The sequence below is a fragment of the Nocardia pseudobrasiliensis NBRC 108224 genome, from assembly GCF_001613105.1.
Taxonomy (GTDB): Bacteria; Actinomycetota; Actinomycetes; order Mycobacteriales; family Mycobacteriaceae; genus Nocardia; species Nocardia pseudobrasiliensis.
This window is the reverse complement of record NZ_BDBS01000001.1, coordinates 143,901-165,753: the sequence shown is the minus strand read 5'-3', so window position 1 is coordinate 165,753 and position 21,853 is coordinate 143,901. Positions and strand designations below refer to the sequence as shown.

Genomic DNA, 21,853 nt, shown 5'->3' with positions numbered 1-21,853 from the left:
TGCGTACTCCTGTGGTGCGGTCAGGCCCGAACGGGCAGGTCGGCGGTTACGTTGTGCGGCAAGGTCTTCGCCCGCTCGGCGGGGCGGCGCAGGAATACCGCCCAGCACACGGCGGCGCAGACGAGGTAGAAGACTGTGAATACCCAGAACGCGGTGGTCGCGGATTTGGTCGAGGCGTAGGAGCTGCGCAGCACCAGGTTGATCGCGACCCCGCCGAGCGCGCCGATCGCGCCGACGACGCCGATCATCGCGCCCGAGGTGTTCTGCGACCACACCGCGCGCTCGGCCGGATCCAGCGGCAGCCCTTGGGCTTTCGCGGCGAAGACCGACGGGATCATCTTGGTGACGGCGCCGTTGCCGATGCCGGACACCACGAACAGCGCGATGAATCCGGCCACCAGCGCCACCATCACCGCACCGCTGGGCACATGGTCGTTACCGTCGGCGATCGCGCTCGCGGCGGCGACCACCAGCGCGGCGACCGTCATGGCCGCGAATCCGGCCAGGGTCACCCGCGCGCCGCCGAAGCGGTCGGCCCATTTACCGCCGTAGGGGCGGGCCAGCGAGCCGAGCAGCGGTCCGATGAAGGCGATCTGGGCGGCGTGCAGCGCGGCCTGGGTGGGTCGATCTCCCCCGGCCAGAAAGCTGACCTGCAGGATCTGGCCGAAGGCGAATCCGTAGCCGATGAACGAGCCGAAGGTCCCGATATAGAGGAACGCCACGGCCCAGGACTGCGGAACCCGCAGCGCGATCCGCATATAGGAGTAGTCGGCCCGCTGATTGCGCACATTGTCCATGAACAGCGCCGCACCGGCCGCGGCCACCACGATGAGCGCCAGATACACCAGGCACACCACCGAGGCGTGTCCGTAGGCGCTGCCCACTGCCGCGATGACGCCCAGCCCGATCAGCTGGATCACCGGCACGCCGAGATTGCCGCCACCGGCATTGAGGCCCAGCGCCCAGCCCTTGAGCCGCTGCGGATAGAAGACGTTGATATTGGCCATCGAGGAGGCGAAATTGCCGCCGCCCAGGCCTGCGAACGCGGCCACGATCAGGAAGGTCGTGAACGAGGTGTCCGGGCGATTGACGAAATACAGCGTCAACAGGGTCGGGATCAGCAGCGCCAGCGCGCTGACGATGGTCCAGTTGCGCCCGCCGAATTTCGCGGTGGCGACGGTGTAGGGAATGCGCAGTACGCCGCCGACCAATGTGGGCACCGCGCCGAGGATGAACTTCCCGGCCGGATCGATGCCGAATACATCGGCGGGCATGAACAGCACCATGACCGACCAGATCGACCACACCGAGAATCCGACATGTTCGGCGAATACCGACCAGATCAGATTCCGGCGCGCGACATCCTTACCGCCCGCCTCCCAGGCGTCGACATCCTCGGCATCCCAGTGCTCGATCTCCCGGCTCCGCATGAACCCAAGGTAGGAAACCGGTATTGCGCCGATGCTGCGCTAGATGACCGCTGAATCAACGGTTGCTCACGGGCCGCCGCGACGGCCCGTGAGACCGGATCAGTTCCAGGTATCTTCCAGAACCCGCGGCTTGCAGGCCTGCCACGCGCCCGCCAGCAGCACCAGTACGGCCACGCACAGCAGCGCGAACGGCGCGCCCCAGCCGCCGGTGACGCTGTGCAGCACACCGAACTGCAGCGGCCCGACACACGCCACCGCGTAGCCGACGCCCTGGGTGAAGCCGGACAGCGCGGCCGAACCGGCCTGGGTGCGGGTGCGCAGATTGATCAGCGTCAGCGCGATCGGGAAGGTGCTCGGGCCCAGGCCCAGCAGCAGCACCCACAGCAGTGGCACGCTCATCGGCGCGATCAGCAGTCCGGCGAAGGCGCCGAAGAAGCACAGCGCGCAGACGATGACGATCGGGAACGGATTGGCGATGCGCGCGGTGATCGTCGGCGCCGACAGCGCGGCCACCAGGCCGATCAGCGAGAAGATGCCGACCATCGTGCCGCCGAAGGCCTCGCTGGCCCCGGCATCGGCGAAGATCTTGGGCAGCCAGGCGAACATGGCGTAGGTGGTCAGCGAGGTCATACCGAACATTCCGGCCATGCCCCAGGCCAGCGGCGAACGCCAGACCTTGCCCGCGGCCTCGCCCGCCTCGGCGGGTACGGCGGTGCGGTCGGCCTGATCGCGTCCGTGGCGGCCGCGCAGGACGCCCACCCATGGCAGGACCGCGACGAAGCCCAGCACGGCCCACATTCCCAGCGACACCCGCCAGCCGTGCGCATTCGCCACCGGCACCGTGACCAGCGCGGGCACGACCGTGCCCAGCTGCACCATCACGATGTACAGCGAGCTCAGCACGCCGACACGATCGGAGAAGTACCGCTTCACAAGCGGCGGAATCACCACATTGCCGACGCCCATACCGGCCAGCGCCAGCGCGGAGAAGGCCAGCAGCTCCCAGGTGTCGGGCACGATCGCGCGCACGGCCTGTCCGAGGCCCACGGCCAGCATGGCGACCAGCGCGGTGCGTTCGAGTCCGAGGCGGCGCTCGAGAATAGGGGTTAGGACGCCCGCGAAGGCGAACATGGCCGTCGGAATCATGCCGAATACGCCGACCACGGCGGTCCCGTAGCCGATGTCCTGGCCGATCCGTTCGGCGAGCGGGCTGAAGGCGGTAACCGCGATACGCAGGGTCGATGCGGACACGATGATCGCGGCGAGCACGAGCAGCCGCCCCTCGACGAGGCCGCGGCGGCGCTGGGAGCGGAGCTGCTGCTGGGTCGTCTGCTCAGCGGTTACTGTCACCGAAAAATCATAGGATGATTGGATGTTATGCGGCAACAAATGTGATGCGGGGTACTCTGTTGTCCGTGCAACCCGTTCGTCGCACCAGCCTCATCGCTCAGGTGACCGAGCAGCTGCGTGCCGAAATCCGTTCCGGCCGTTGGCCTGTCGGTTCCCGTATTCCCACCGAACCGGAGCTGACCGAGCTCACCGGCACCGGTCGTAACACCGTGCGCGAGGCCGTCCAGGCGCTCGTGCACGCCGGAATGCTCGAACGTCGCCAGGGCTCGGGTACCTATGTGATCGCGACGTCCGATCTGGGCGGCACGCTCACCAAGTACTTCGCCGACGCGGTCACCCGCGACATACTCGAGCTGCGCCGCGCGCTGGACACCACCGCCGCCCGGCTGGCAGCCGAACGTCGCGACGACAACGACATCGCGGATCTGCGCCGCCTGCTCGAGGCCCGCCGCCAGCTGTGGGACGAACAGGGCCAGGAGGCGCAGGAGGCGATCGAGGCCGATGTGCGGTTGCACCGCGCGATCGTGGTCGCCAGCCACAACGCGGTGTACCTGGAGTTCTACGATTCGCTGCTGCCGGTCATCGAACAGGGCATTCGGTCCAGCTCGGCGCGACTGACCGAGGACTACCACGGCGAGCACGCCGAATTGGTGGAGGCGGTCATCGAGGGCGATCCGGAACGGGCCGCGCGGGTGGCCAACTGCTTCTTCGGCACGCTGATCGCGGAGTATCCCGACAGGTGAACAACTCGTCACCGCGCGCGGCGGCGCGCGGTGAGCGAGATTTGGCCCGAACGTCATCGCGCGTGCCTTCGCCGTAACGGCGTATTCGTACGGTATGGCTCGTCTCCAGCTCGAGAGGAAGCCCGATGACCTTCACCTACCAGTCCCGCGGCCGCTGGCTCGATCGTTGGGAACCGGACAACGAAACCTTCTGGGAGAACGGCGGAAAGCAGACCGCGCGCAAAAACCTCGCCTTCTCGGTATTCGCGGAGAATCTGGGTTTCAGCGTATGGGTGCTGTGGGCCAGCGTCGTCACCGCCATGGGTCCCGCGGGTTTCCACTTCCTGGACGGACTGGGCAAGGGAAACCCTGTGGCAGTGGCCAATTCACTGCTGCTGACCTCCACGCCCACGCTCGTCGGCGCTGCGCTGCGAATTCCGTACACCTTCGCGATCCCGAAATTCGGCGGGCGGGCGTTCACGGTGTTCAGCGCGGGCATGCTGCTGATTCCGACGCTGGGACTGGCGTATTTCGTCAATCAGCCCGCGACTCCGTTCTGGGTCTTCATGATTCTGGCCGCGCTGGCCGGTGTGGGCGGCGGCAACTTCTCCTCGTCGATGGCCAATATCAACTTCTTCTTCCCCGAGGGACGTAAGGGCGCGGCGCTGGGGATCAACGCGGCGGGCGGCAATCTCGGTGTGGCGCAGACCCAGCTGTTCGTACCGCTGGTGATCACGCTGGGTACGCATCTGACGGCCAAGGACGCGGGCGGATACCGCTTCGGCATCACGCTGGCCACGCTGATGTGGATTCCGTTCGTACTCGTGGCCATGGCCGGTGCGCTGCGGTACATGGATTCGATCACCCACGCCAAGGCCGACGGCTCGTCCTACAAACTGGCGCTGGCCAATCCGCACACCTGGATCATGGCCGTGCTCTACATCGGGACCTTCGGGTCGTTCATCGGGTTCTCCTTCGCCTTTCCCACACTGATCAAGTCGAACTTCCCGGAGCTGGCCAAGATCGGCTGGATGGGCACGCTGGGCAATCTCGCATTCCTCGGGGCGTTCGTGGGTTCGCTGAGCCGACCGTTCGGCGGGTGGATCGCCGATCGGCTGACCGGGGCGCGGATCACGCTGTACGTCTTCGGCGGAATGGCGGTGGCGACCGTGCTGATCGTGGCGTCGTTGGCGGCGAAGAACTTTCCGCTGTATCTGATCTCGTTCCTGCTGCTGTTCGTGCTGACCGGCGTCGGCAACGGCTCGACCTATCGGATGATCCCGTCGATCTTCGCCGCGGCGGCCAGACAGCGGGCGAGCGAGGCGGGCCAGGATCCGGCCGATGCCACCATCGCGGCCAAGCGCCAGGCGGGCGCGGCGATCGGCGTGGTGGGCGCCGTCGGCGCGGCCGGCGGCTGGATCGTGCAGCAGGCGCTGCGGGAATCGGCGCTGCACTTCCACGGCAGTATGACGCCCGCGTTCTGGGGTTACGCGGTGGCGTTCGTGGCCATGGGGGCGATCACCTGGTGGTTCTATCTGCGTTCGTCGTTCGCGGTAGGCCGGGCTCCGTCGCTGGCCTACGCGAATATCTGAGCGCGCTGCAGATATCGAAAGCCGTGCCGGGCCAACCGATTCGTCCCCGGCACGGCTTTCGCCCGTTGCGGCACAGGGACTTTCACACCGTCAGGCGAACCATATCCGCCGTGCGGGCCAAACCGGGAAAAGCCTCCGGGGTGGATCGCGGGTGTAAGGCATGGACGGCTAACCGAAACATGACCGCGCGCAGGATCATCTGGGGCCATTCGGGCAGATCCGACCAGCGCTGCAGCAGGCCGTCGTCCGCGCCGCCCCAGGACAGGGCGTCGACCACGATGACACCCGCGGCCCAGGGGCCCGGTCGCCAGTAGGGCGTGAGGTCGGTGAGACCGGGAGTCTGGGCCCCGGCGAACAGCACCGTGCCGAACAGGTCGCCGTGCACCAGCTGCGGCGGGGACTGCACCGGTTTACGCAGGGTCGCCAGCTGCGCGAGCATCTCCAGACTGCGTTGGCCGTCGGGCGAGGTGACCGGCAGCATGCCGCCGATCTTCAGGCTGCGCAACGGAACCGGCTCCCAGGCCGCCCGATCGGCGGCGACGAAGACGTCGACATCGACCCACGGCGCGATCGGCTGCTGGACCAGGAAGCGCGGGCGATCCAGCTTCGCGGTCACCTGGTGCAAACGCAGCGAGACCGAGACCACCTCGTCGTGGCGCGGTTCGGGCGTGCCCTCGAGATAGGTGTCCGCGCGCCACCCGGATACGACATACCGCCCGTCGGTCGCGCGCACCGGGCGCGCCAGCCGTAGCCCGTCCACCTTCAGCGTCTCGCGAACCTTGGCCGACCACGCGGCGCGCGCATGATCGGCCACCGGACTGAGCACCACATCCCCACAGCGCCAGCCACCGTCCCAATCACCCAGCGCGATCGGGGTTTCCTCGCGAAGTCCGAATGTGGCACGCACGTGCTCGGGCGGTTCCACAGAAGTCACGGCCGTACCGTACTCCCGGGTCTTTGTCCAATCCGGGTGCCGCGCCGGAGCTCTCAGTACACCGGCAGGGATGGGTCGATCTGCTTGGCCCAGGCGATGATTCCGCCCTGCAGGTGGGTCGCGTCGGAGAAACCGGCACGCTTGAGAGCGGCCAGCGCCTCGGCCGAACGCACACCGGTCTTGCAGTGCAATACGATCGGGCGGTTCTGCGGCAGTTCGGCCAGCGCGTCGCCGGACAGGATGCGGTCCTTGGGCACCAGCGTCGCGCCGTCGATGCGGACGATATCCCATTCGACCGGCTCGCGGACGTCGATGATCGCGACATCCTTACCGGCGTCGAGCATATCCTTCAGCTCGCGGGCGGTGACGGTGGAACCGAGTGCGGCCGCCTGCCCCTCCTCGGAGACCACACCGCAGAACGCGTCGTAGTCGATCAGCTCGGTGATGGGCTGACGCTCCGGATCGCGGCGCAGCTTGATCGTCCGGTAGCTCATATCCAATGCGTCGTAGACCATGAGCCGACCCAGTAGCGGTTCGCCGATACCCGTGAGCAGCTTGATCGCCTCGGTCACCATGATCGAGCCGATCGATGCGCACAGCACGCCCAGGACGCCGCCCTCGGCGCAGGACGGCACCATGCCCGGCGGCGGGGCCTCGGGGTACAGATCGCGGTAGTTGATGCCGCGCCCGTCCGGGGCGTCCTCCCAGAACACCGACACCTGGCCCTCGAACCGGTAGATCGAACCCCACACATAGGGCTTCCCGGCGAGTACCGCGGCGTCGTTGACCAGATAGCGGGTGGCGAAGTTGTCGGTGCCGTCGACGATCAGGTCGTAGCGGGAGAACAACTCGACCGCATTGTCGTTGTCGAGGCGGAACTTGTGCAGTTCCACGGTGATTCCGGAGTTGATCTCCAGAATGGAATCGCGCGCCGAATCCGCCTTGGAACGACCGATATCGGATTCGCCGTGAATGATCTGCCGCTGCAGATTCGAGGCGTCGACCTCGTCGAATTCCACGATGCCGAGCGTGCCGACCCCGGCCGCGGCCAGATACAACAGAGCCGGCGAACCGAGTCCGCCCGCGCCGATCACCAGCACCTTGGCATTCTTCAGCCGCTTCTGTCCGTCCACGCCCAGATCGGGAATGATCAAATGCCTGCTGTAGCGGGCGACCTCGTCACGGGTCAGCTCCGCTGCCGGCTCGACCAATGGCGGCAGGGACTTTGGTGATGACACGTCTGCAGACTCCTCGACTCGAATTCGCCGATCACGCTCACCCGTGCAACACAGCGAACCGGACAGTTCTTCCCGACCTATCGTCGCGCACGCTATCCCGTGGGATACGGCCAGGGGTTGAAGCGGCACTTCTTGCCGTCCATCGGGACCACGCCCTCCGGATCGAGGGCGGCGATGTCGTTGTTACGGGTGCCGAAGGTCTGCTGCATCATCACCGGGGCCAGGGCGCCGTCGGTCTCGCAGGGCTGATGCTCGTGGTAGCCGATGGCATGGCCGACCTCGTGGTTGATCTGGTACTGCCGATACGAGCCGATATCGCCCTGGAACGACAGCGCGCCGCGCACCCAGCGCACCTCCGACAGGACCACGCGGTCGAGATCGGAGTTGTAGCAGGAGGAGTCGATCGGGATCTCGAAGCCGCAGGCGGACTTGGTGGTCTGGCGCGAGGTCAGCGAGACGCGGAAGTCGGGGTTGCCGGAGTCGATGCGGCGGAAGCCGAATTTGGGATCGTGAATCCAGCTCTTGGGATTGGCCAGGGTGGCGTCGATCATCTTGGCCACCGCGGCGTCGCCGCCGAAGCCGGTGGTGTCCACACCGTCCTCGACCTCGACGGTATAGGTGAACACATGGGCCTGACCCGTGCCGATCTGCGGGCCCGCACCGGGCACCGGATGCCATGTGCCCGCGGCGGATTCGGCGAACGGGCCGCCGTCGGGCAGGGTGCCGGTCGGCAGGGATTCGGAGAATTTGGAGTCGCCCTTGGGCGGCGCGCCGAAGATGCCGGGTTTGCGCTCGCTCAGCCGCCCGACGCCCGGCGGCCCGCTGGCCGCGGTGCCACCCCCCTTGACGGCATCGAACACCACCAGCACCGTGATCACGAACAGCACCGGCAGCGCGTAGGCCCGCCAGCCATAGGTGGAGACGAATCGGCCCAGCGCGCTCTGCCGCGGCATCTCGCGGTCCGGCCGGGGCCGGGCGGGGGATTCGTCGGGCGCGGTGGGATCCCAGCTGGCCCGCAGCGGCTGATGCGATTTGTCGACATGCTGGGTGAGCTGCTCGGACGGCCCCTCCGGATCCGAATACAACCCGAGTGGGTCGTAGATCTCCGGTTGTGGCTTACTCTTACGTCTCGAGCCGAGGGCACTCGCTCGCGATGCGACAGCGCCCACGGGGCGGCGCGATTCGCGCCCGCCGGTCGATCTGCCCCGTTGGTCGGTCACGGCATTCAGCGTCTCACAACACGCGCGGCCGCACCGAAGGACGTGACCCGAGCATCGGGGGTTGCGAGATTTCTCACCACTGTGCGAGATTTCTCACGGTGGCCGGTTACTGGCCGGTTGCCAATAGATTGAAAGACAAGCCGGTCGCCCGTCTTGGACGACCGCAATAGTGTGCGAACAGGGATCAGCACGCGGGCCCGCATGCGAGTATCGTTCGTGGGATACCCGTGCACACCCATTTCCGACGCCGGGATTCGATTGGGAGAGCCGAAATGACAGACCTCGTGGACCGGATGACGTCGAATCGACTGTCGTCCGAGGCCATGCCGAGCAAGCGCGGAACTCGCCTGCCTCGCGACGCCCGTCGCGCGCAACTGCTCGCCGCGGCCAGTGAGGTCTTCGTGCTACGCGGGTATCACGCCGCCGGAATGGACGAGATCTCGCAGTGCGCGGGCGTCTCCAAACCCGTTCTCTACCAGCACTTCTCGAGTAAGCTCGAACTGTATGTCGCGGTGCTGCAGAACTACAGCGACGCCCTGGTGTCGAGCGTGCGGCAGGCGCTTCGCTCCACCACCGACAACCGCCAGCGCGTCCGCGCCGCGGTGCAGGCGTACTTCGACTTCGTCGATCACGAGACCCAGGGCTTCCGTCTGGTCTTCGAATCCGATCTCACCAGCGAGCCGCAGGTCCAGCGCCGGGTGGAACAGGCCACCGAGGCATGTGTGGACGCGGTCTTCGATCTGGTCGCCCACGACTCCGGGCTCGACCCGTATCGCGCCCGCATCCTCGCCGTCGGACTGGTCGGCGCGAGCCAGATCAGCGCCCGCTACTGGCTCGAGGCCGATCGGCCGATCCCCAAGGAGGAGGCCGTCGATACGACGGTCCAGTTGTGCTGGGGCGGCCTCTCGCGCGTGCCGCTACACCCCCAGGGCTAGGCAGACAACGAAAAACGCGGCGGAGCGAATGCTTCGCCGCGTTTCGCGTATCCAGCTCTAGACGGCCGCGAAGCCGACCCGGCCGCTGGTCGAGGTGCCGATCTCCACGTAGGCGACCTTGGCGGCCTGGATCAGGTACTTGCGGCCCTTCTCGTCGGTCAGCGTGACCACGCCGCCGCCGCCCTGCAGCGCACCGGACACCAGCGCCTCGACCTCTTCCGGGGTCTGCGAGCTGGTGATCACGAGCTCGCGCGGGCTATCCGAAATGCCGATCTTGACCTCCACGGCCAACCTCCTAGTCCCTGATGATGTCCCGCTCAGATTAGTGCAGGACAAACGCCGAAAGTTACGCGGCGAGTGAACAGCCCTCAGCCGAGCCCGAGCACCCGCATACGCTCGGCGTGGCTGTTCTGCATGTGCTCGAACAGCGCGGCGATGCCGGTGAGATCGCCGGTGGCGGCGAGGACCAGTTCGGTCAGCTCGTCGCGCTGGGCCATGACGTACTGCGCCTGGGTGATCGCCTCGCCGAGCAGCCGCCTGCCCCACAGCGTGAGTCGGTCACGCTCGGAGCGGTTCTCCTCGACCGCGCGGCGCACCTCCTCGATGACGAATTCGGAGTGGTTGGTCTCGGCCAGCACATCGCGCACGACCGTCGCCACCTCGGGCGCGAGCGCATCGGCGAGCAGGGTGTAGAAATCGGCCGCGATCCCGTCGCCGACATAGAACTTCACCATCGACTCGAGCCAGGTCGAGGGATCGGTGGAGTCGTGGTAGGCGTCCAGGGCGCGCACGAACGGCGCCATGGCGTCGAATACGTCGACGCCGCGGCCGGACAGCGCCTGCTCGAGGGTGTCGAAATGGTCCATCTCCGCGGCCGCCATCTTGGCCACGGCGACCTTGCCGCGCAGCGTCGGCGACAGCTTCGCCTCCTCGGCGAGCCGGTAGAACGCGGAGATCTCACCGTAGGCGAGTACGGCGAACAGATCGGTGACGCCGGAATGGTCGGCGGGGATGCGAGGGGTGGACTCGGTCGAAACACCCACTGCGGCAGACGGGTTAACTCCCATGCCGACCACCCTAGTCGCGGCCCCGCCGGTCCCGCCGGTCACTGCCTGTCTCGCAGAAACTTCTCGAGGTAGGTCCACGTCGTTTCCCGCGCCGACGGCCCGGCGAGGATGCCCAGATGACTGCCCGGCGCGGTCTCGTAGCGGACCTCGGCCGCCCCGGTCAGCGTGGTCTTACCGTGCTCGACCGCCGCGGCGGGGGTGATGACGTCGTCGGGACCGCCGACCAGCAGCACCGGCGCGGTCACATCGGCGAGCGCGATCTCACGCTCCCCCAGCCGGACCACACCCTTGCCGATGTCGTTGGCCAGCATGAACCGGCTCCACAGCTGGTTGTACAACCGGCCCGGATATCCGGGCAGTTGGGCCTGGAACCGGTCGACGGATTCCATCCGCGCCAGGGTCGCCGAATCGGTGAGATTCGCGGCGATGAACAGCGGGCGGCGCAGCTCGCGCTCCCAGGCGGTGGCCCGATAGCCGATCCGAGTCAGCGGCGCGGGCACGCCGCCGGCCGCGCGCACCAGCGTGGAGGTGGCCAGGCCGCGGGTGATGCGGGCGACCGCGCGCAGCTGCGGTACGCCGATCATCCGGTCGTAGTCCAGGGGCACGCCGATCGCGGTGATCGAGCGGATCGGCAGCGCGGCGTCGGCGGCCGCGGTCAGCAGGGCGAGGATCCCGCCCAGCGACCAGCCGACCAGGTCCACGGGCGCACCGTCGCGATCGGCCGACACCCGGCCGATCGCCGTGGGCAGGATGTCGTCGACCCAATCCTCGAAACCCATCCGCCGATCGGCGAAGGTGATTTCGCCGTAGTCGACCAGGTACGGATTGCGTCCCGCGTCGAGTAGGAAGCGGGCCAGGCTCTGATCGGGCCGCAGGTCGAAGCAGAAGGCCGGGGCGGCCAGCGGCGGAACCAGCAGGATCGGCGTCGGATCGGATCCGCCGATCGCGCCCTCGGCGCGCTCGAAGCGGTGCAATCGCCTGTGCGGTTCGTCCCACAGCACGGTCGAGGGGGTCGGTGTGGGGGGTTGGATGCCGTCGCCGAAGGTCAGGGCCCAGGCGTTGCGGGCGGCGATACTCACCGAATCTGCCAGACTCACGGCACCGAACCTATCCTGTGACACGATGTCTCACATATGTGGTGTTGGCCACCGTGGCGACGGCCGTTCGGACCTGTGAGCGGATCGGAAAAATCGGCCGTCGCCGATGAATTGCCATGTGCCGCAGCGTACGACGCGACACCGGCGCAGCGGAAGGAAAGAAGTGGAGAACAACTCCGCTATCCGGACGAACCCATTTGCGGGGTGGCGGAAATGGGGCAGAGAAAGCTATCACGCTACAATCCCGATGGGCAACGGAAATTTTCGCTCGCCGCGCTGAAGACGTTGTGGTACCGAGCAGGGGTAGCCGGGGCCCAGCGAAAATGTGCGCGCACCATCCGCGACACCATTGCGCCGCGCCAGGTAGATGCCGACCGGGCATCCCGCAGTGGCCGAGGTGGACACACCGTCGGATATGTGGCTTTTCCACACCTCGTGCGCGCGAGATGCGATAACACGAGGAAAGGTAAGAACCTGAGCAAGATCACCGTCGAACAGGAACCGGGGTTGACCGACACCCTGTTGACCGCCGAACTCGACCCCGGCCATACCGCACCCACATTCGCCGAATTGGGAGTGCGCCCGGAAATCGTGCGCGCCCTCGGCGAGATCGGAATCGAACGCACGTTCGCGATTCAAGAACTGACGCTCCCGCTGGCGCTCGCCGGTGAGGATCTGATCGGCCAGGCCCGCACGGGAATGGGTAAGACCTTCGGTTTCGGCGTGCCGCTGCTGCACCGCATCGCCACCACCGATTCGGGCACCACGCCGCTGGACGGCACCCCGCGCGCGCTCGTCATCGTGCCGACCCGCGAATTGTGCATCCAGGTCACGAAGGATCTGGAGAACGCCGGTAAATATCTGACCAACCATCAGGGCCCGCTGCGGGTCGCCTCGATCTACGGCGGCCGCCCCTACGAGGCGCAGATCTCCGCGTTGCGCTCCGGCGTCGACGTGGTCGTCGGCACGCCCGGCCGCCTGCTGGATCTGGCCGAGCAGCAGCATCTGATCCTCGGCAAGGTCGGCGTGCTGGTCTTGGACGAGGCCGACGAGATGCTCGATCTGGGCTTCCTCCCCGATATCGAGCGCATCCTGACCATGGTTCCGGATCAGCGCCAGACGATGCTGTTCTCCGCGACCATGCCCGGCCCGATCATCACCCTGGCACGCACCTTCCTGCACAAGCCGACCCACATCCGCGCCGAGGAGCCGCACGATTCGGCGGTGCACGATCGCACCGCGCAGTTCGTGTACCGAGCGCACGCACTGGACAAGCACGAGGTCATCGCGCGCATTCTGCAGGCCGAGGGCCGCGGCGCCACCATGATCTTCACCCGCACCAAGCGCACCGCGCAGAAGGTCGCCGACGAACTGGCCGAGCGCGGTTTCGCGGTCGGGGCCGTGCACGGCGATCTGGGTCAGATCGCGCGCGAGAAGGCCCTGGACAAATTCCGCAAGGGCAAGATCGACGTGCTCGTCGCCACCGATGTCGCCGCGCGCGGCATCGATATCGACGACGTCACCCACGTCATCAACTATCAGACCCCCGAGGACGAGAAGACCTACGTGCACCGCATCGGCCGCACGGGCCGCGCCGGACGCACCGGCGTCGCGGTCACCCTGGTCGACTGGGATGAGCTGAACCGCTGGGCGTCCATCAATTCCGCACTGGGCCTTGGCATTCCGGAGCCGGTGGAGACGTATTCGCGCTCGCCGCACCTGTTCGCCGACCTGGGCATCCCCGAGGACGCCACCGGCACGCTGCGCCGCAAGCCCGTCGAACGGGACGAGGACGCGGTCGTGGTGGAGCGTGAGAAGCGCGCTCCGCGGCAGCGCACCCGCCGCCGCACCGTGCGGGGTCAGGTCGTCGAGCGCGCGGATGGCGAGAACGACAATGATTCGGCCGCAACGGCTTCGGCCGATGACAGCGCCGAAGTCGATGCGCCGGAATCGGATTCGACCGCCGACAAGCCCGCGCGTCGCCGTCGCCGCCGTCGCCGCACCGGGGCCGAGGGTGACACCGACGGTGGCGCAGGCGAAGTCGAATCGCCCACCGAGCCGGTCGCCGAGGCCGAGGACGAGTCGGGTGCGGACAAGCCCGCCCGCCGCCGTCGTCGCCGTCGCAAGCCCGCCGCGAACGAGGACGCCGAGACGCCGGTGGCCGTCGCCTCGGTCTAAGCACTACGCTCGCTGACGTGCTCGCACCCGAACGGCGGACGCGCGCCGACCTGTACGCCGCAGCCGCGATCGCCGTCGTGGTGGTGATCGCGCTGATCATCGTGTGGGCGACCAGTGATGCGCGGGGAACGGTCTCCGAACCCGCCACGCATCCGGCCCCGCCGGTGACCCCCGTGGATCACCTGCCCACCTCGCTGCACGAGCTGTGGCACGCCGCCGACGCGACGGCGGGGCGGGCGCTGATCGGCGGCGGACTCGCCGTCACCGGCGACGGCGGCACGGTCACCGGCCGCGATCCGATGACCGGCGCGCAGGTGTGGAAGTACCAGCGCGATATCGCGCTGTGCGGGGTGGAAAGTCAGCTCGGCACGGTCGTCGCGACCTATCGCGACGACCGCGGCTGCAGTCAGACCACCCTGCTGACCGCCGATTCCGGCCTGCGCCGCAGTGCGCGCAGCAGCTATATGGACCGCGAGATCCGGCTTTCCGCGGATGGCAACTACGTCCTCGCGCTCGGCCCGGACCGGATGGAGATGTGGCGTCCGGATCTGGTGCGCACGCTCGAATACGGTTACGTCGACGCGCCGGTCAATGTCCGGACCCAGCCGCGCAAGGGCTGCAAACTGCTCTCGGCCGCGTCCAACACCTCGCGGCTGGCGGTGCTCGAGCGCTGCCCCGACGACGCCGCCGTCCGCCTCAGCGTGCTCAATCCCGCGCCCAAGGACAACACCGTGCCCGAGGAGTACGGCTCACATGTGCTCACCGATCCGGGCGCGGTCTCGGACAAGGCGCGCGTGATCGCGGTGGCGGACAATCGAATCGCGCTCTATCTACCCGGAACCGACACCGCCGCACCGGAGTTGGCAGTCTTCGATCAGGCCGCCAACAGCGTCGCGGTGCATCGGCTCACCGCGCCGCTGGCCGATACGACCGCCACCACCCGGCTCGGCTCGAATTTCTTCGTCTTCAGCGGCAACTCCCTGATCGCCCTGAACGCGAGCACGCTGGATCCGGTCTGGACCGCCCCCGACGCACTGGGCAGTCCCACCATGATGGCGAGCCAACTGCTCATGCCGACGGCCGCGGGACTGGGCGTACTCGATCCCATGACCGGCGCGCAGATCAACCGAATCCCGGTGCAGCGCACCGACTATCACCGCGAGCCGATCTCCCTGGCGGTCGTCGGCCCGACCGTGCTGGAACTGCGCGGCGGACAGCTGTACGGCCTCGGCCAGTAGCCGAACCGAACGCCCGGTTGCTCACGACCGAATACCCGTCGGGCATGATCAGCACATGGGCGAAACGGAATTCCGGCTGGTCCTGCTCCGGCACGGTGAGACCGAGTGGTCCAAGGCGCGCAAGCACACCGGTCGCACCGATGTGCCGCTCACCCCGCTCGGACGGGCGCAGGCCGAGGCCGCCGCGGGGGTGCTCGCCACGCTGCGGCTGCGCGATCCGCTGGTGCTGACCAGCCCCAAACAGCGCGCCGTGCAGTCCGCGCAGCTGGCCGGGCTGACCGGTCCCCGCCTCGACGACGATCTGGTCGAATGGGATTACGGCGACTACGAGGGCCTGACCACCCCGCAGATCCAGCAGAGCGTGCCGGACTGGACGATCTTCACCCACCCGGCCCCGGGCGGTGAGACGGCCGCCCAGGTGCAGGACCGCGCCGATCGAGTGCTGGCCGCGGTGCTGCCCGCCCTCGACGAACGCGATGTCGTCCTCGTCGGCCACGGCCACTTCTCGCGCGCGCTGATCGCCCGCTGGGCCGAATTCGACGTCCGCGAGGGTCGCCGATTCTTCCTGTCCACCGGCGCGATCAGCGTGCTCGGCCACGATCATCAGGCGCGCACGGTGCTCGCCCACAATCTCGTCCCCGAACTCGACGGAGCCGCCCCATGATTCGCCGCGCCACCCCCGCCGACGTGCCCGCCCTGGTGGAGCTCGTCTACGACCTCGCCGAATACGAGAAGGCACGGCACGAATGCGCGTTGACCGCCGAGCAGTTGCACGCGGCGCTGTTCGGCCCGAATCCGGCCCTATTCGCCCATGTGGCACAGCGTGATCCGGACGGTGAGGTGCTCGGGGGCGCGATCTGGTTCCTGAATTATTCGACCTGGACCGGTACGCACGGCATCTATCTGGAGGACCTCTACGTCAAGCCCGAGGCGCGCGGCCTCGGACTGGGCAGGGCCCTGCTCGCCGAACTCGCCCGCGAGGCCGTGGCCCGGGGATATCAGCGCGTCGACTGGTCGGTGCTGGATTGGAACACCCCCTCGATCGACTTCTACAAGTCGCTGGGCGCGGAGGCGCAGAGCGAATGGACCGGTTACCGACTCTCCGGTGAGGCGCTGAAGCGCCTCGGGACGGCCTGAGAGGTCCGCGCGCATATCCGAAGTGGACAACCGTCCAAAAACTCGCCCACGGCTCACTGAGGGGCCATTGCGCGGGTGACGGTGGTTTTCGGGGCGACAGCCGCGACGGCCCGCGGCCGTATCGTTGGCGCATGGGTCCCACAGTCCGGGTTGCCAACGCGTCCGACGTTCCGGAAATGTCGCGGGCACTCGCGCTCGCCTTCGCCGACGATCCGATCATGGGCTGGCTCATCGGCGACTCGGCCGCGGTGCGGAAGCGGTCCCGTCTCGTCTTCGCGACCATGGCCCGCCACCACTTCCTCGAACACGGCCGCATCGAGGTGGCGGTCGACGAATCCGGGGCGATCGGCGGCGCGGCCATGTGGACGACGCCCGGGCACTGGAACTTCGACGATCGCGACGGCATGCGCATGGTGCCGAGTTTCATTCGCGCGTTCCGTACCCGGGTCAACGCCTCGCGCCGGATGGCCGAGCGCATGGCGACCCATCATCCGGCCGAACCGCACTGGTATCTGATGTTCCTGGGCACCCGGCCCGCGGTCCGCGGCAAGGGTTTCGGCCATGTCCTGCTCACCGAGCGGCTGCGCCACTGCGACGAGACCGGATCACCGGCCTATCTGGAATCGAGTAAGCCCGACAACGTCCCGTACTACGAACGCTTCGGTTTCGAGGTCGTCGAACAGCTCGACGTCACCGAGGGCGGGCCGCCCATGTGGTCGATGTGGCGCGCGCCGCGCGCTCAGTCGACCGAGCCGTAGAGTCCGGCCATCCAGCGATTCGAGGCCGGGGAGAAGATCAGCACGAGGGTGACCACGGCGGCCAAACCCACCGGAACGGCCAGTTCGGGCCGGTGCGAACTGAACATGTACCACGCGACCGGCAGCAGCAGGATCTGCGCGAGCACCACGATGGCCCGCCCCCAGCGCTTGCCGAAATACAGCGCGACGCCCGCGGCCAGCACCGCGCCCGCCAGAATCGCGAAATAACCCGCAGTGCCGTAGGCCTGGGCCGCGCTCTCGTTCCCCTGAGTGCCCTTGGCCACCAGCACGATCGCGATGATCACGCCGGTCAGTCCCTCGAGCGCCGCGACCGCGCCGGCGCCGCGCACCGTCACGGGGATGTCCTGGTTCGCCACCCGGCCAGCCTAAGACCCGCGTCCGAATTCGTCGCATGCCCGGGCCAGTACGCTGCTCACGTGCGGACCCTGTTGATCGTGAACCCGAACGCCACCTCGACCACACCGGCCACCCGCGATCTGCTCGCCCATGCCCTGGAGAGCCGCACCCAGCTGATCGTCGCGCACACCCAGCATCGCGGGCACGCCGCGGAGTTGGCGCAGTGGGCCGCGACCAACGAGATGGATCTGATCGTCGTGCACGGCGGCGACGGCACGGTCAACGAGACGATCAACGGATTCCTGCCGCTGCCGCAGGTCGCCGACGAACAGGCGTGGATTCCCCGGCTCGGCGTCATCCCCGGCGGCTCGGCCAATGTGTTCGCCCGGTCGCTGGGCATCAAACCCGATCCCGTGGCGGCCACCAATCAGCTGATCGATCTGATGTCGCTGGACACCGCCTCGTCCGCGCCGATCATCCAACGGCGCATCGGCCTGGGTCTGGCCGAGGATCGCTGGTTCACCTTCAGCGCGGGCGTGGGCCTGGACGCCGATGTGTGCGAGGCCATCGATCACAGTCGCGCCAACGGCCATCCGGCCACCCCGGCCCGATATCTGCGCACGACCGTCCGACAGTTCTTCCGATCCAAACGCCGCGAACCGACACTGACCCTGGACATTCCGGATCACGAACCGGTCACGGACGTGCATTACGCGTTCGTGACCAACACCAGTCCCTGGACTTATCTCGACTCGCGACCGGTGCGAACCAACCCCGGCACCCGATTCGAAAGCGGACTCGGAGTGTTTGCCATGCGGACGATGGGGGTACTGCCCACACTGTGGGTCGCTCGCCAACTGCTGTCCGCGGATGGAAACCCCAAGGCACGCAGTTTGTTTCGAACCGATGATGTGCCATCGGTTCGGATCACCGCCGACCAACCGATCGGGCTGCAAATTGACGGCGACTTCATCGGCCGCCGCAGCGTGGTGGAATTCACGGCGGTGCCGGAGGTGCTCGAGGTGGTCGCGCCGCGATCGGATCCGGGCCGACACAACTGAGAAACATCGCAGTTGTGCTGCGAAAACCGGCGCGAGCGAGTACAAAGGACTCCGCAGGTCCCCATGTAGGGGCCTTACAGCGTGAGCTTCCCCACGGTGCACCACAAACCTATTGACATCTACGGTGTTCGTGAAAGCATTCACAAGCAACCGTGCGGAAACATTCGAGTCGCACAAGTGAACGGACAACTAACCCGAGGCGCCGCAGCGCGCCCATGCAAAGGAGCAGAGGAATGGACTGGCGCCACAAGGCCATCTGTCGCGACGAGGACCCCGAGCTGTTCTTCCCGGTGGGTAACAGCGGTCCTGCGCTCGCGCAGATTGCCGATGCCAAGCTGGTCTGCGCCCGCTGCCCCGTAACCGCCGAGTGCCTGTCCTGGGCCCTGAAGTCGGGACAGGACGCCGGCGTTTGGGGTGGTATGAGCGAAGACGAGCGTCGGGCGCTGAAGCGTCGCAACGCGCGCACCCGCACCCGCAGTGTCGTCTAGTACGACGCTGCGCGTTACGGCCACGCGATAACCGCACAGCCCGGCCATAACGCATTTTCAGCCCGGCACCCGCGAGGTGCCGGGCTTCATTGTTTTCGCACTCAGCGAGAAGATCGACGGCCCAACGGAACTCGTAAGACCGCATCGGTTCCGACATCCGCGCCGGGGTGCAATCCGATCGAACCGCCCAATTCGGCTGTGACGAGCGTTCTTACGATCTGCAGTCCCAAACGATCGGAACCTTCCAAACTGAAACCATCGGGCAAACCGCGCCCGTCATCGCTGATGATCACGTCCAACCAGCGTGCCGAACGTTCGGAACGAATTGTCACGGTGCCGTTTTCACCGGCATCGAAGGCATGCTCGATGGCGTTCTGCACCAATTCGGTGAGCACCATCACCAGTGGCGTCGCACGCTCGGCGGAGAACACTCCCAGTGAACCCGCGCGGCGCACCTTGATGCGCGCGGTGTGCACGGTCGCGACATCGGCCATGATCGGCAGCAGCCGATCGACGACCTCGTCGAGATCGACCTCTTCGTCCACCGACATCGACAGCATTTCGTGTACCGACGCGATCGAGGTGACCCGGCGGACCGATTCGGTCAGGGCCAGGCGCGCCTCCTCGTTCTCGGTGCGGCGGGCCTGCAGGCGCAGCAGCGCGGCGACGGTCTGGAGGTTGTTCTTCACCCGGTGGTGGATCTCGCGGATGGTCGCGTCCTTGGACAGCAGCGCGCGGTCGCGCCGCTTCACCTCGGTGACGTCGCGGACCAGCACCGCGGCCCCGGCCAGTTCGCCGTGCGGGCGCAGCACGATGGTCCGCAGCAGCACGGTCGCCCCGCGGGCCTCGACCTCCATGCGCCGCCCCGACTTTCCGGCCAGCGCGGCCTGAATATCGCTGACGACCTCCTGGGCGTCGAACGGATCGGTGATCAGCGAACGGGTGGTCTGGCCCAGATCCTGGCCCGCCAGATCGCTCTGCAGGCCCATGCGGTGATAGGCCGACAGCGCATTGGGGCTGGCGTAGACGACCGCGCCCTCGGTGTCGAGGCGGATGAAGCCGTCCCCGGCGCGCGGGCTGGAATGCGAGCCGGTGCGATCCTCGAGCGTCGGGAAGGTGCCCTCGGAGATCATCTGGCACAGATCGTCCGCGCACGACATGTACGCCTGTTCCAGACCGCCGCGCACCTTGGTCCGCTGCACCTCGGTATCGCGTCCGAGTACGGCGATCACATCCGAACCCACCCGCACCGGAATCGCCTCCCGGATCGCGTGCATGGGTGTGGGGTGATAGACGCCGGTGGATTCGACATCGGAGTCGATCCGCACGATCTCACCGGTCAGCAGCGCCTCGAAGACCTGCGCGTGATCCTCCTTGGAGGCCAGCGAGCCGACCAGATCCCGCGGATGCACGGTCGCGGCGGTGGTCGGCCGGGACTGGGCGACGCAGACGACGTCGGCCCCCTCCGAGACCGGGCCCGCACCCACCCACAGCAGCAGATCCGCGAACGACAGATCCGACAGCAGCTGCCAATCACCGACCATCCGCTGCAGATGATCCACGGCGGCGCCCGGTAGATCGGTGTGCTCCGCCAGCAGATCGCTCAAAGTCGACATCAACCACGCTCCTTCACCCGATGTGAATATCCTCCCCTACGCCTCGGGTGCACCGGTGGGCGGATGTCAGGAGATGACGGCGATCAGATCGCCCTTCTTCAGCACGTCGCCGGGCTTGACGTTGATCGAGGTGACCGTTCCGCTCAGCTCGGCGACGACCGGGATCTCCATCTTCATCGACTCCAGCATCACGAGGGTGTCACCCTCCTTGATGGGCGCGCCTTCCCGCGCGACGATCTCGGCGACGGTCGACACCATCTCGGCGTGAACTTCCTCAGCCATGACACCCTCTCGTGGAATCGGCAGTGTGCTGCCCCGCATCCGTAGACGGTACAGCCAAGCACACCGCCCCAGAACCCGCGAATGCCCCCGTTATCGACGGCTCTCGCCGACGCCGGAAATACCGTACTGTCCAGCCCGATTCGGGTCCGATACGTCTTTCCGGGAAGTTCCTTGCCTCAACACACCCTCATGTCACATGTCCAGCTGCTGGCCGCGGAGTCTCATCAGGCCCGCGGCCTGCGCATCCACGGTGGCGACAGCGACGTCACCAAGTGGATCGTGGGTTCGATCTGCGTGCTCATCGTGATCGTGGCGGTGGTGATGGCGCTGCGATCCACGAGTAAGGAGGACGGCGACGCCGCCGCGCCGCAGACTCCGCCGCAGCAGTATCCGCACGGATATCCCCAGCAGCCCTATCCCCCACAGCCGTATCCGCAGCAGCAGTACGCACCTCAGCAGTACCCGCCGCAGCCCGCGCCCTACTACGGCCAGCAGCCCTATCCGCCACAGCAATACCCGCCGCAGGCCCCGCCCTACGGTCAGCAGCAGTACCCGCCCGCGCAGTACGGTCCGCCGCAGCGCTAGGCCCGACGCCGATCGGTCACCGGTCCGCCATCCGATTGCCGGGCGCGCAGCGGGTGGCTGTAACCTGTCATGCCGGGAACAAGCCCGCCGCGGCGAGTTCGCACCCCGGATCCGGGGCTAGAAAAGGGAGATACCTATGGGTAAGCGTGGTCGTAAGAAGCGCAGCCGCCGTAAGAACGGGGCCAACCACGGCAAGCGTCCCAACGCTTGAGTGGTCGGCGCCCATCCGCGGCGCCTCGTAAAAGCACTGAGCGGCACGCCAATTCGATGGCGTGCCGCTCTGCTTGTTTCTCGGACTAGACCTCTTTGGTTTCGATCGTCGTCTCGGTGATCGTCACCGATTTACGGATCTCCAGCGTGAGCCGCTCCCGCAATCCCTCCGGCGCGCGGTCGCCGCCGCATTTGGTGTGCAGCAGACGCTTGAGCTTCTCCTCCAGGCCGTAGGCCTCGATGCACGGGGAGCAGTGGTCCATGTGATGGCGCAACCGCTCGCGGGTCGCGTCGTCGCATTCGCCGTCGAGCATGAGCCAGACGTCGGCGAGCACCGCCGTGCAGTCCAGTTCCATGT

General features: G+C 67.2%; 24 protein-coding genes. 12 read left to right on the top strand and 12 right to left on the bottom strand.

The window, feature by feature from the left end; translation table 11 throughout:
* Positions 1 to 20: 20 nt before the first annotated feature.
* Together NP4_RS00765 and NP4_RS00760 are read right to left on the bottom strand one after the other, a co-directional pair.
* Positions 21 to 1,430, bottom strand: a complete 1,410-nt coding sequence (locus NP4_RS00765; RefSeq protein ID WP_067990267.1) for a nitrate/nitrite transporter — start codon at positions 1,428 to 1,430, stop codon at positions 21 to 23.
* A 99-nt stretch (positions 1,431 to 1,529) separates the two neighbouring features.
* Entirely contained in the window at positions 1,530 to 2,780 is a 1,251-nt protein-coding gene (locus NP4_RS00760; protein ID WP_067990263.1) for an MFS transporter, read from the bottom strand.
* A gap of 65 nt (positions 2,781 to 2,845) precedes the next feature.
* Here NP4_RS00760 and NP4_RS00755 point away from each other — a divergent pair, with 65 nt between their 5' ends.
* Both NP4_RS00755 and NP4_RS00750 read left to right on the top strand, forming a co-directional pair.
* Entirely contained in the window at positions 2,846 to 3,523 is a 678-nt protein-coding gene (locus NP4_RS00755) for a FadR/GntR family transcriptional regulator (protein ID WP_067990548.1), read from the top strand.
* Positions 3,524 to 3,648: 125 nt separating this feature from the next.
* The gene (locus NP4_RS00750) at positions 3,649 to 5,094 is read left to right on the top strand and encodes an MFS transporter (RefSeq protein ID WP_067990261.1); all 1,446 of its coding nucleotides are present in this window, start codon (positions 3,649 to 3,651) and stop codon (positions 5,092 to 5,094) included.
* An 82-nt stretch (positions 5,095 to 5,176) separates the two neighbouring features.
* On the opposite strand, the gene NP4_RS00745 is transcribed toward NP4_RS00750, so the two are convergent.
* From NP4_RS00745 to NP4_RS00735, 3 genes are all read right to left on the bottom strand, one after another.
* The gene (locus NP4_RS00745) at positions 5,177 to 6,028 is read right to left on the bottom strand and encodes a TIGR02569 family protein (protein ID WP_067990257.1); all 852 of its coding nucleotides are present in this window, start codon (positions 6,026 to 6,028) and stop codon (positions 5,177 to 5,179) included.
* A gap of 53 nt (positions 6,029 to 6,081) precedes the next feature.
* Positions 6,082 to 7,266, bottom strand: coding sequence for an adenylyltransferase/sulfurtransferase MoeZ (moeZ, locus tag NP4_RS00740; protein ID WP_062507806.1), 1,185 nt, complete (start codon positions 7,264 to 7,266; stop codon positions 6,082 to 6,084).
* Positions 7,267 to 7,358: 92 nt separating this feature from the next.
* A complete protein-coding gene (locus tag NP4_RS00735) occupies positions 7,359 to 8,486 on the bottom strand; it encodes a DUF3152 domain-containing protein (RefSeq protein WP_373863798.1) in 1,128 nt (375 codons plus the stop codon).
* A gap of 272 nt (positions 8,487 to 8,758) precedes the next feature.
* Here NP4_RS00735 and fasR point away from each other — a divergent pair, with 272 nt between their 5' ends.
* Positions 8,759 to 9,421 carry an HTH-type transcriptional activator FasR gene (fasR, locus tag NP4_RS00730; protein WP_062507810.1) on the top strand — a complete coding sequence of 221 codons (663 nt, stop codon included), beginning with the start codon at positions 8,759 to 8,761 and terminating at the stop codon, positions 9,419 to 9,421.
* Positions 9,422 to 9,478: 57 nt separating this feature from the next.
* Here the strand turns inward: fasR and NP4_RS00725 are convergent, their stop codons facing one another.
* The 3 genes from NP4_RS00725 to NP4_RS00715 all read right to left on the bottom strand — a co-directional run bounded on the left by NP4_RS00725 (position 9,479) and on the right by NP4_RS00715 (position 11,585).
* Positions 9,479 to 9,706 carry a DUF3107 domain-containing protein gene (locus NP4_RS00725; protein WP_062507812.1) on the bottom strand — a complete coding sequence of 76 codons (228 nt, stop codon included), beginning with the start codon at positions 9,704 to 9,706 and terminating at the stop codon, positions 9,479 to 9,481.
* A gap of 83 nt (positions 9,707 to 9,789) precedes the next feature.
* Positions 9,790 to 10,488, bottom strand: a complete 699-nt coding sequence (locus tag NP4_RS00720) for a ferritin-like fold-containing protein (protein ID WP_067990252.1) — start codon at positions 10,486 to 10,488, stop codon at positions 9,790 to 9,792.
* A 38-nt stretch (positions 10,489 to 10,526) separates the two neighbouring features.
* The gene (locus tag NP4_RS00715; RefSeq protein WP_067990247.1) at positions 10,527 to 11,585 is read right to left on the bottom strand and encodes a polyhydroxyalkanoate synthase family protein; all 1,059 of its coding nucleotides are present in this window, start codon (positions 11,583 to 11,585) and stop codon (positions 10,527 to 10,529) included.
* A gap of 507 nt (positions 11,586 to 12,092) precedes the next feature.
* On the opposite strand from NP4_RS00715, the gene NP4_RS00710 reads away from it, so the two are divergent.
* The 5 genes from NP4_RS00710 to NP4_RS00690 all read left to right on the top strand — a co-directional run bounded on the left by NP4_RS00710 (position 12,093) and on the right by NP4_RS00690 (position 16,896).
* Positions 12,093 to 13,763, top strand: coding sequence for a DEAD/DEAH box helicase (locus NP4_RS00710; RefSeq protein WP_211335710.1), 1,671 nt, complete (start codon positions 12,093 to 12,095; stop codon positions 13,761 to 13,763).
* A 17-nt stretch (positions 13,764 to 13,780) separates the two neighbouring features.
* On the top strand, positions 13,781 to 15,001 hold the full coding sequence (locus NP4_RS00705; protein ID WP_067990240.1) for an Rv3212 family protein: 1,221 nt from the start codon (positions 13,781 to 13,783) through the stop codon (positions 14,999 to 15,001).
* Between the two features lie 55 nt (positions 15,002 to 15,056).
* On the top strand, positions 15,057 to 15,665 hold the full coding sequence (locus NP4_RS00700) for an acid phosphatase (protein ID WP_067990237.1): 609 nt from the start codon (positions 15,057 to 15,059) through the stop codon (positions 15,663 to 15,665).
* Positions 15,662 to 16,138, top strand: a complete 477-nt coding sequence (locus NP4_RS00695) for a GNAT family N-acetyltransferase (protein ID WP_067990234.1) — start codon at positions 15,662 to 15,664, stop codon at positions 16,136 to 16,138. Before NP4_RS00700 ends, NP4_RS00695 begins: the two co-directional genes overlap by 4 nt.
* 131 nt (positions 16,139 to 16,269) lie before the next feature.
* Positions 16,270 to 16,896, top strand: coding sequence for a GNAT family N-acetyltransferase (locus NP4_RS00690; RefSeq protein ID WP_067990232.1), 627 nt, complete (start codon positions 16,270 to 16,272; stop codon positions 16,894 to 16,896).
* Here NP4_RS00690 and NP4_RS00685 read toward each other — a convergent pair.
* On the bottom strand, positions 16,878 to 17,273 hold the full coding sequence (locus NP4_RS00685; RefSeq protein ID WP_245996872.1) for a hypothetical protein: 396 nt from the start codon (positions 17,271 to 17,273) through the stop codon (positions 16,878 to 16,880). The genes NP4_RS00690 and NP4_RS00685 overlap by 19 nt on opposite strands.
* A 60-nt stretch (positions 17,274 to 17,333) precedes the next feature.
* Between NP4_RS00685 and NP4_RS00680 the strand changes: the two genes are divergently transcribed.
* Together NP4_RS00680 and NP4_RS00675 are read left to right on the top strand one after the other, a co-directional pair.
* Positions 17,334 to 18,314 carry a diacylglycerol/lipid kinase family protein gene (locus NP4_RS00680; protein WP_067990229.1) on the top strand — a complete coding sequence of 327 codons (981 nt, stop codon included), beginning with the start codon at positions 17,334 to 17,336 and terminating at the stop codon, positions 18,312 to 18,314.
* 233 nt (positions 18,315 to 18,547) lie between these two features.
* Entirely contained in the window at positions 18,548 to 18,802 is a 255-nt protein-coding gene (locus NP4_RS00675; protein WP_062507827.1) for a WhiB family transcriptional regulator, read from the top strand.
* A gap of 101 nt (positions 18,803 to 18,903) precedes the next feature.
* Here NP4_RS00675 and NP4_RS00670 read toward each other — a convergent pair whose 3' ends face one another.
* Positions 18,904 to 20,418, bottom strand: a complete 1,515-nt coding sequence (locus NP4_RS00670; RefSeq protein ID WP_067990226.1) for a sensor histidine kinase — start codon at positions 20,416 to 20,418, stop codon at positions 18,904 to 18,906.
* Positions 20,419 to 20,484: 66 nt separating this feature from the next.
* The gene (locus NP4_RS00665) at positions 20,485 to 20,700 is read right to left on the bottom strand and encodes a biotin/lipoyl-binding carrier protein (RefSeq protein ID WP_067990223.1); all 216 of its coding nucleotides are present in this window, start codon (positions 20,698 to 20,700) and stop codon (positions 20,485 to 20,487) included.
* A gap of 189 nt (positions 20,701 to 20,889) precedes the next feature.
* Between NP4_RS00665 and NP4_RS42035 the strand changes: the two genes are divergently transcribed.
* Positions 20,890 to 21,285, top strand: a complete 396-nt coding sequence (locus NP4_RS42035; protein ID WP_067990220.1) for a hypothetical protein — start codon at positions 20,890 to 20,892, stop codon at positions 21,283 to 21,285.
* 136 nt (positions 21,286 to 21,421) lie between these two features.
* On the top strand, positions 21,422 to 21,496 hold the full coding sequence (locus NP4_RS43240; RefSeq protein ID WP_115061593.1) for a 50S ribosomal protein bL37: 75 nt from the start codon (positions 21,422 to 21,424) through the stop codon (positions 21,494 to 21,496).
* Between the two features lie 85 nt (positions 21,497 to 21,581).
* Here the strand turns inward: NP4_RS43240 and rsrA are convergent, their stop codons facing one another.
* Positions 21,582 to 21,851, bottom strand: a complete 270-nt coding sequence (rsrA, locus tag NP4_RS00655) for a mycothiol system anti-sigma-R factor (protein WP_114755471.1) — start codon at positions 21,849 to 21,851, stop codon at positions 21,582 to 21,584.
* Between the last annotated feature and the right edge of the window lie 2 nt (positions 21,852 to 21,853).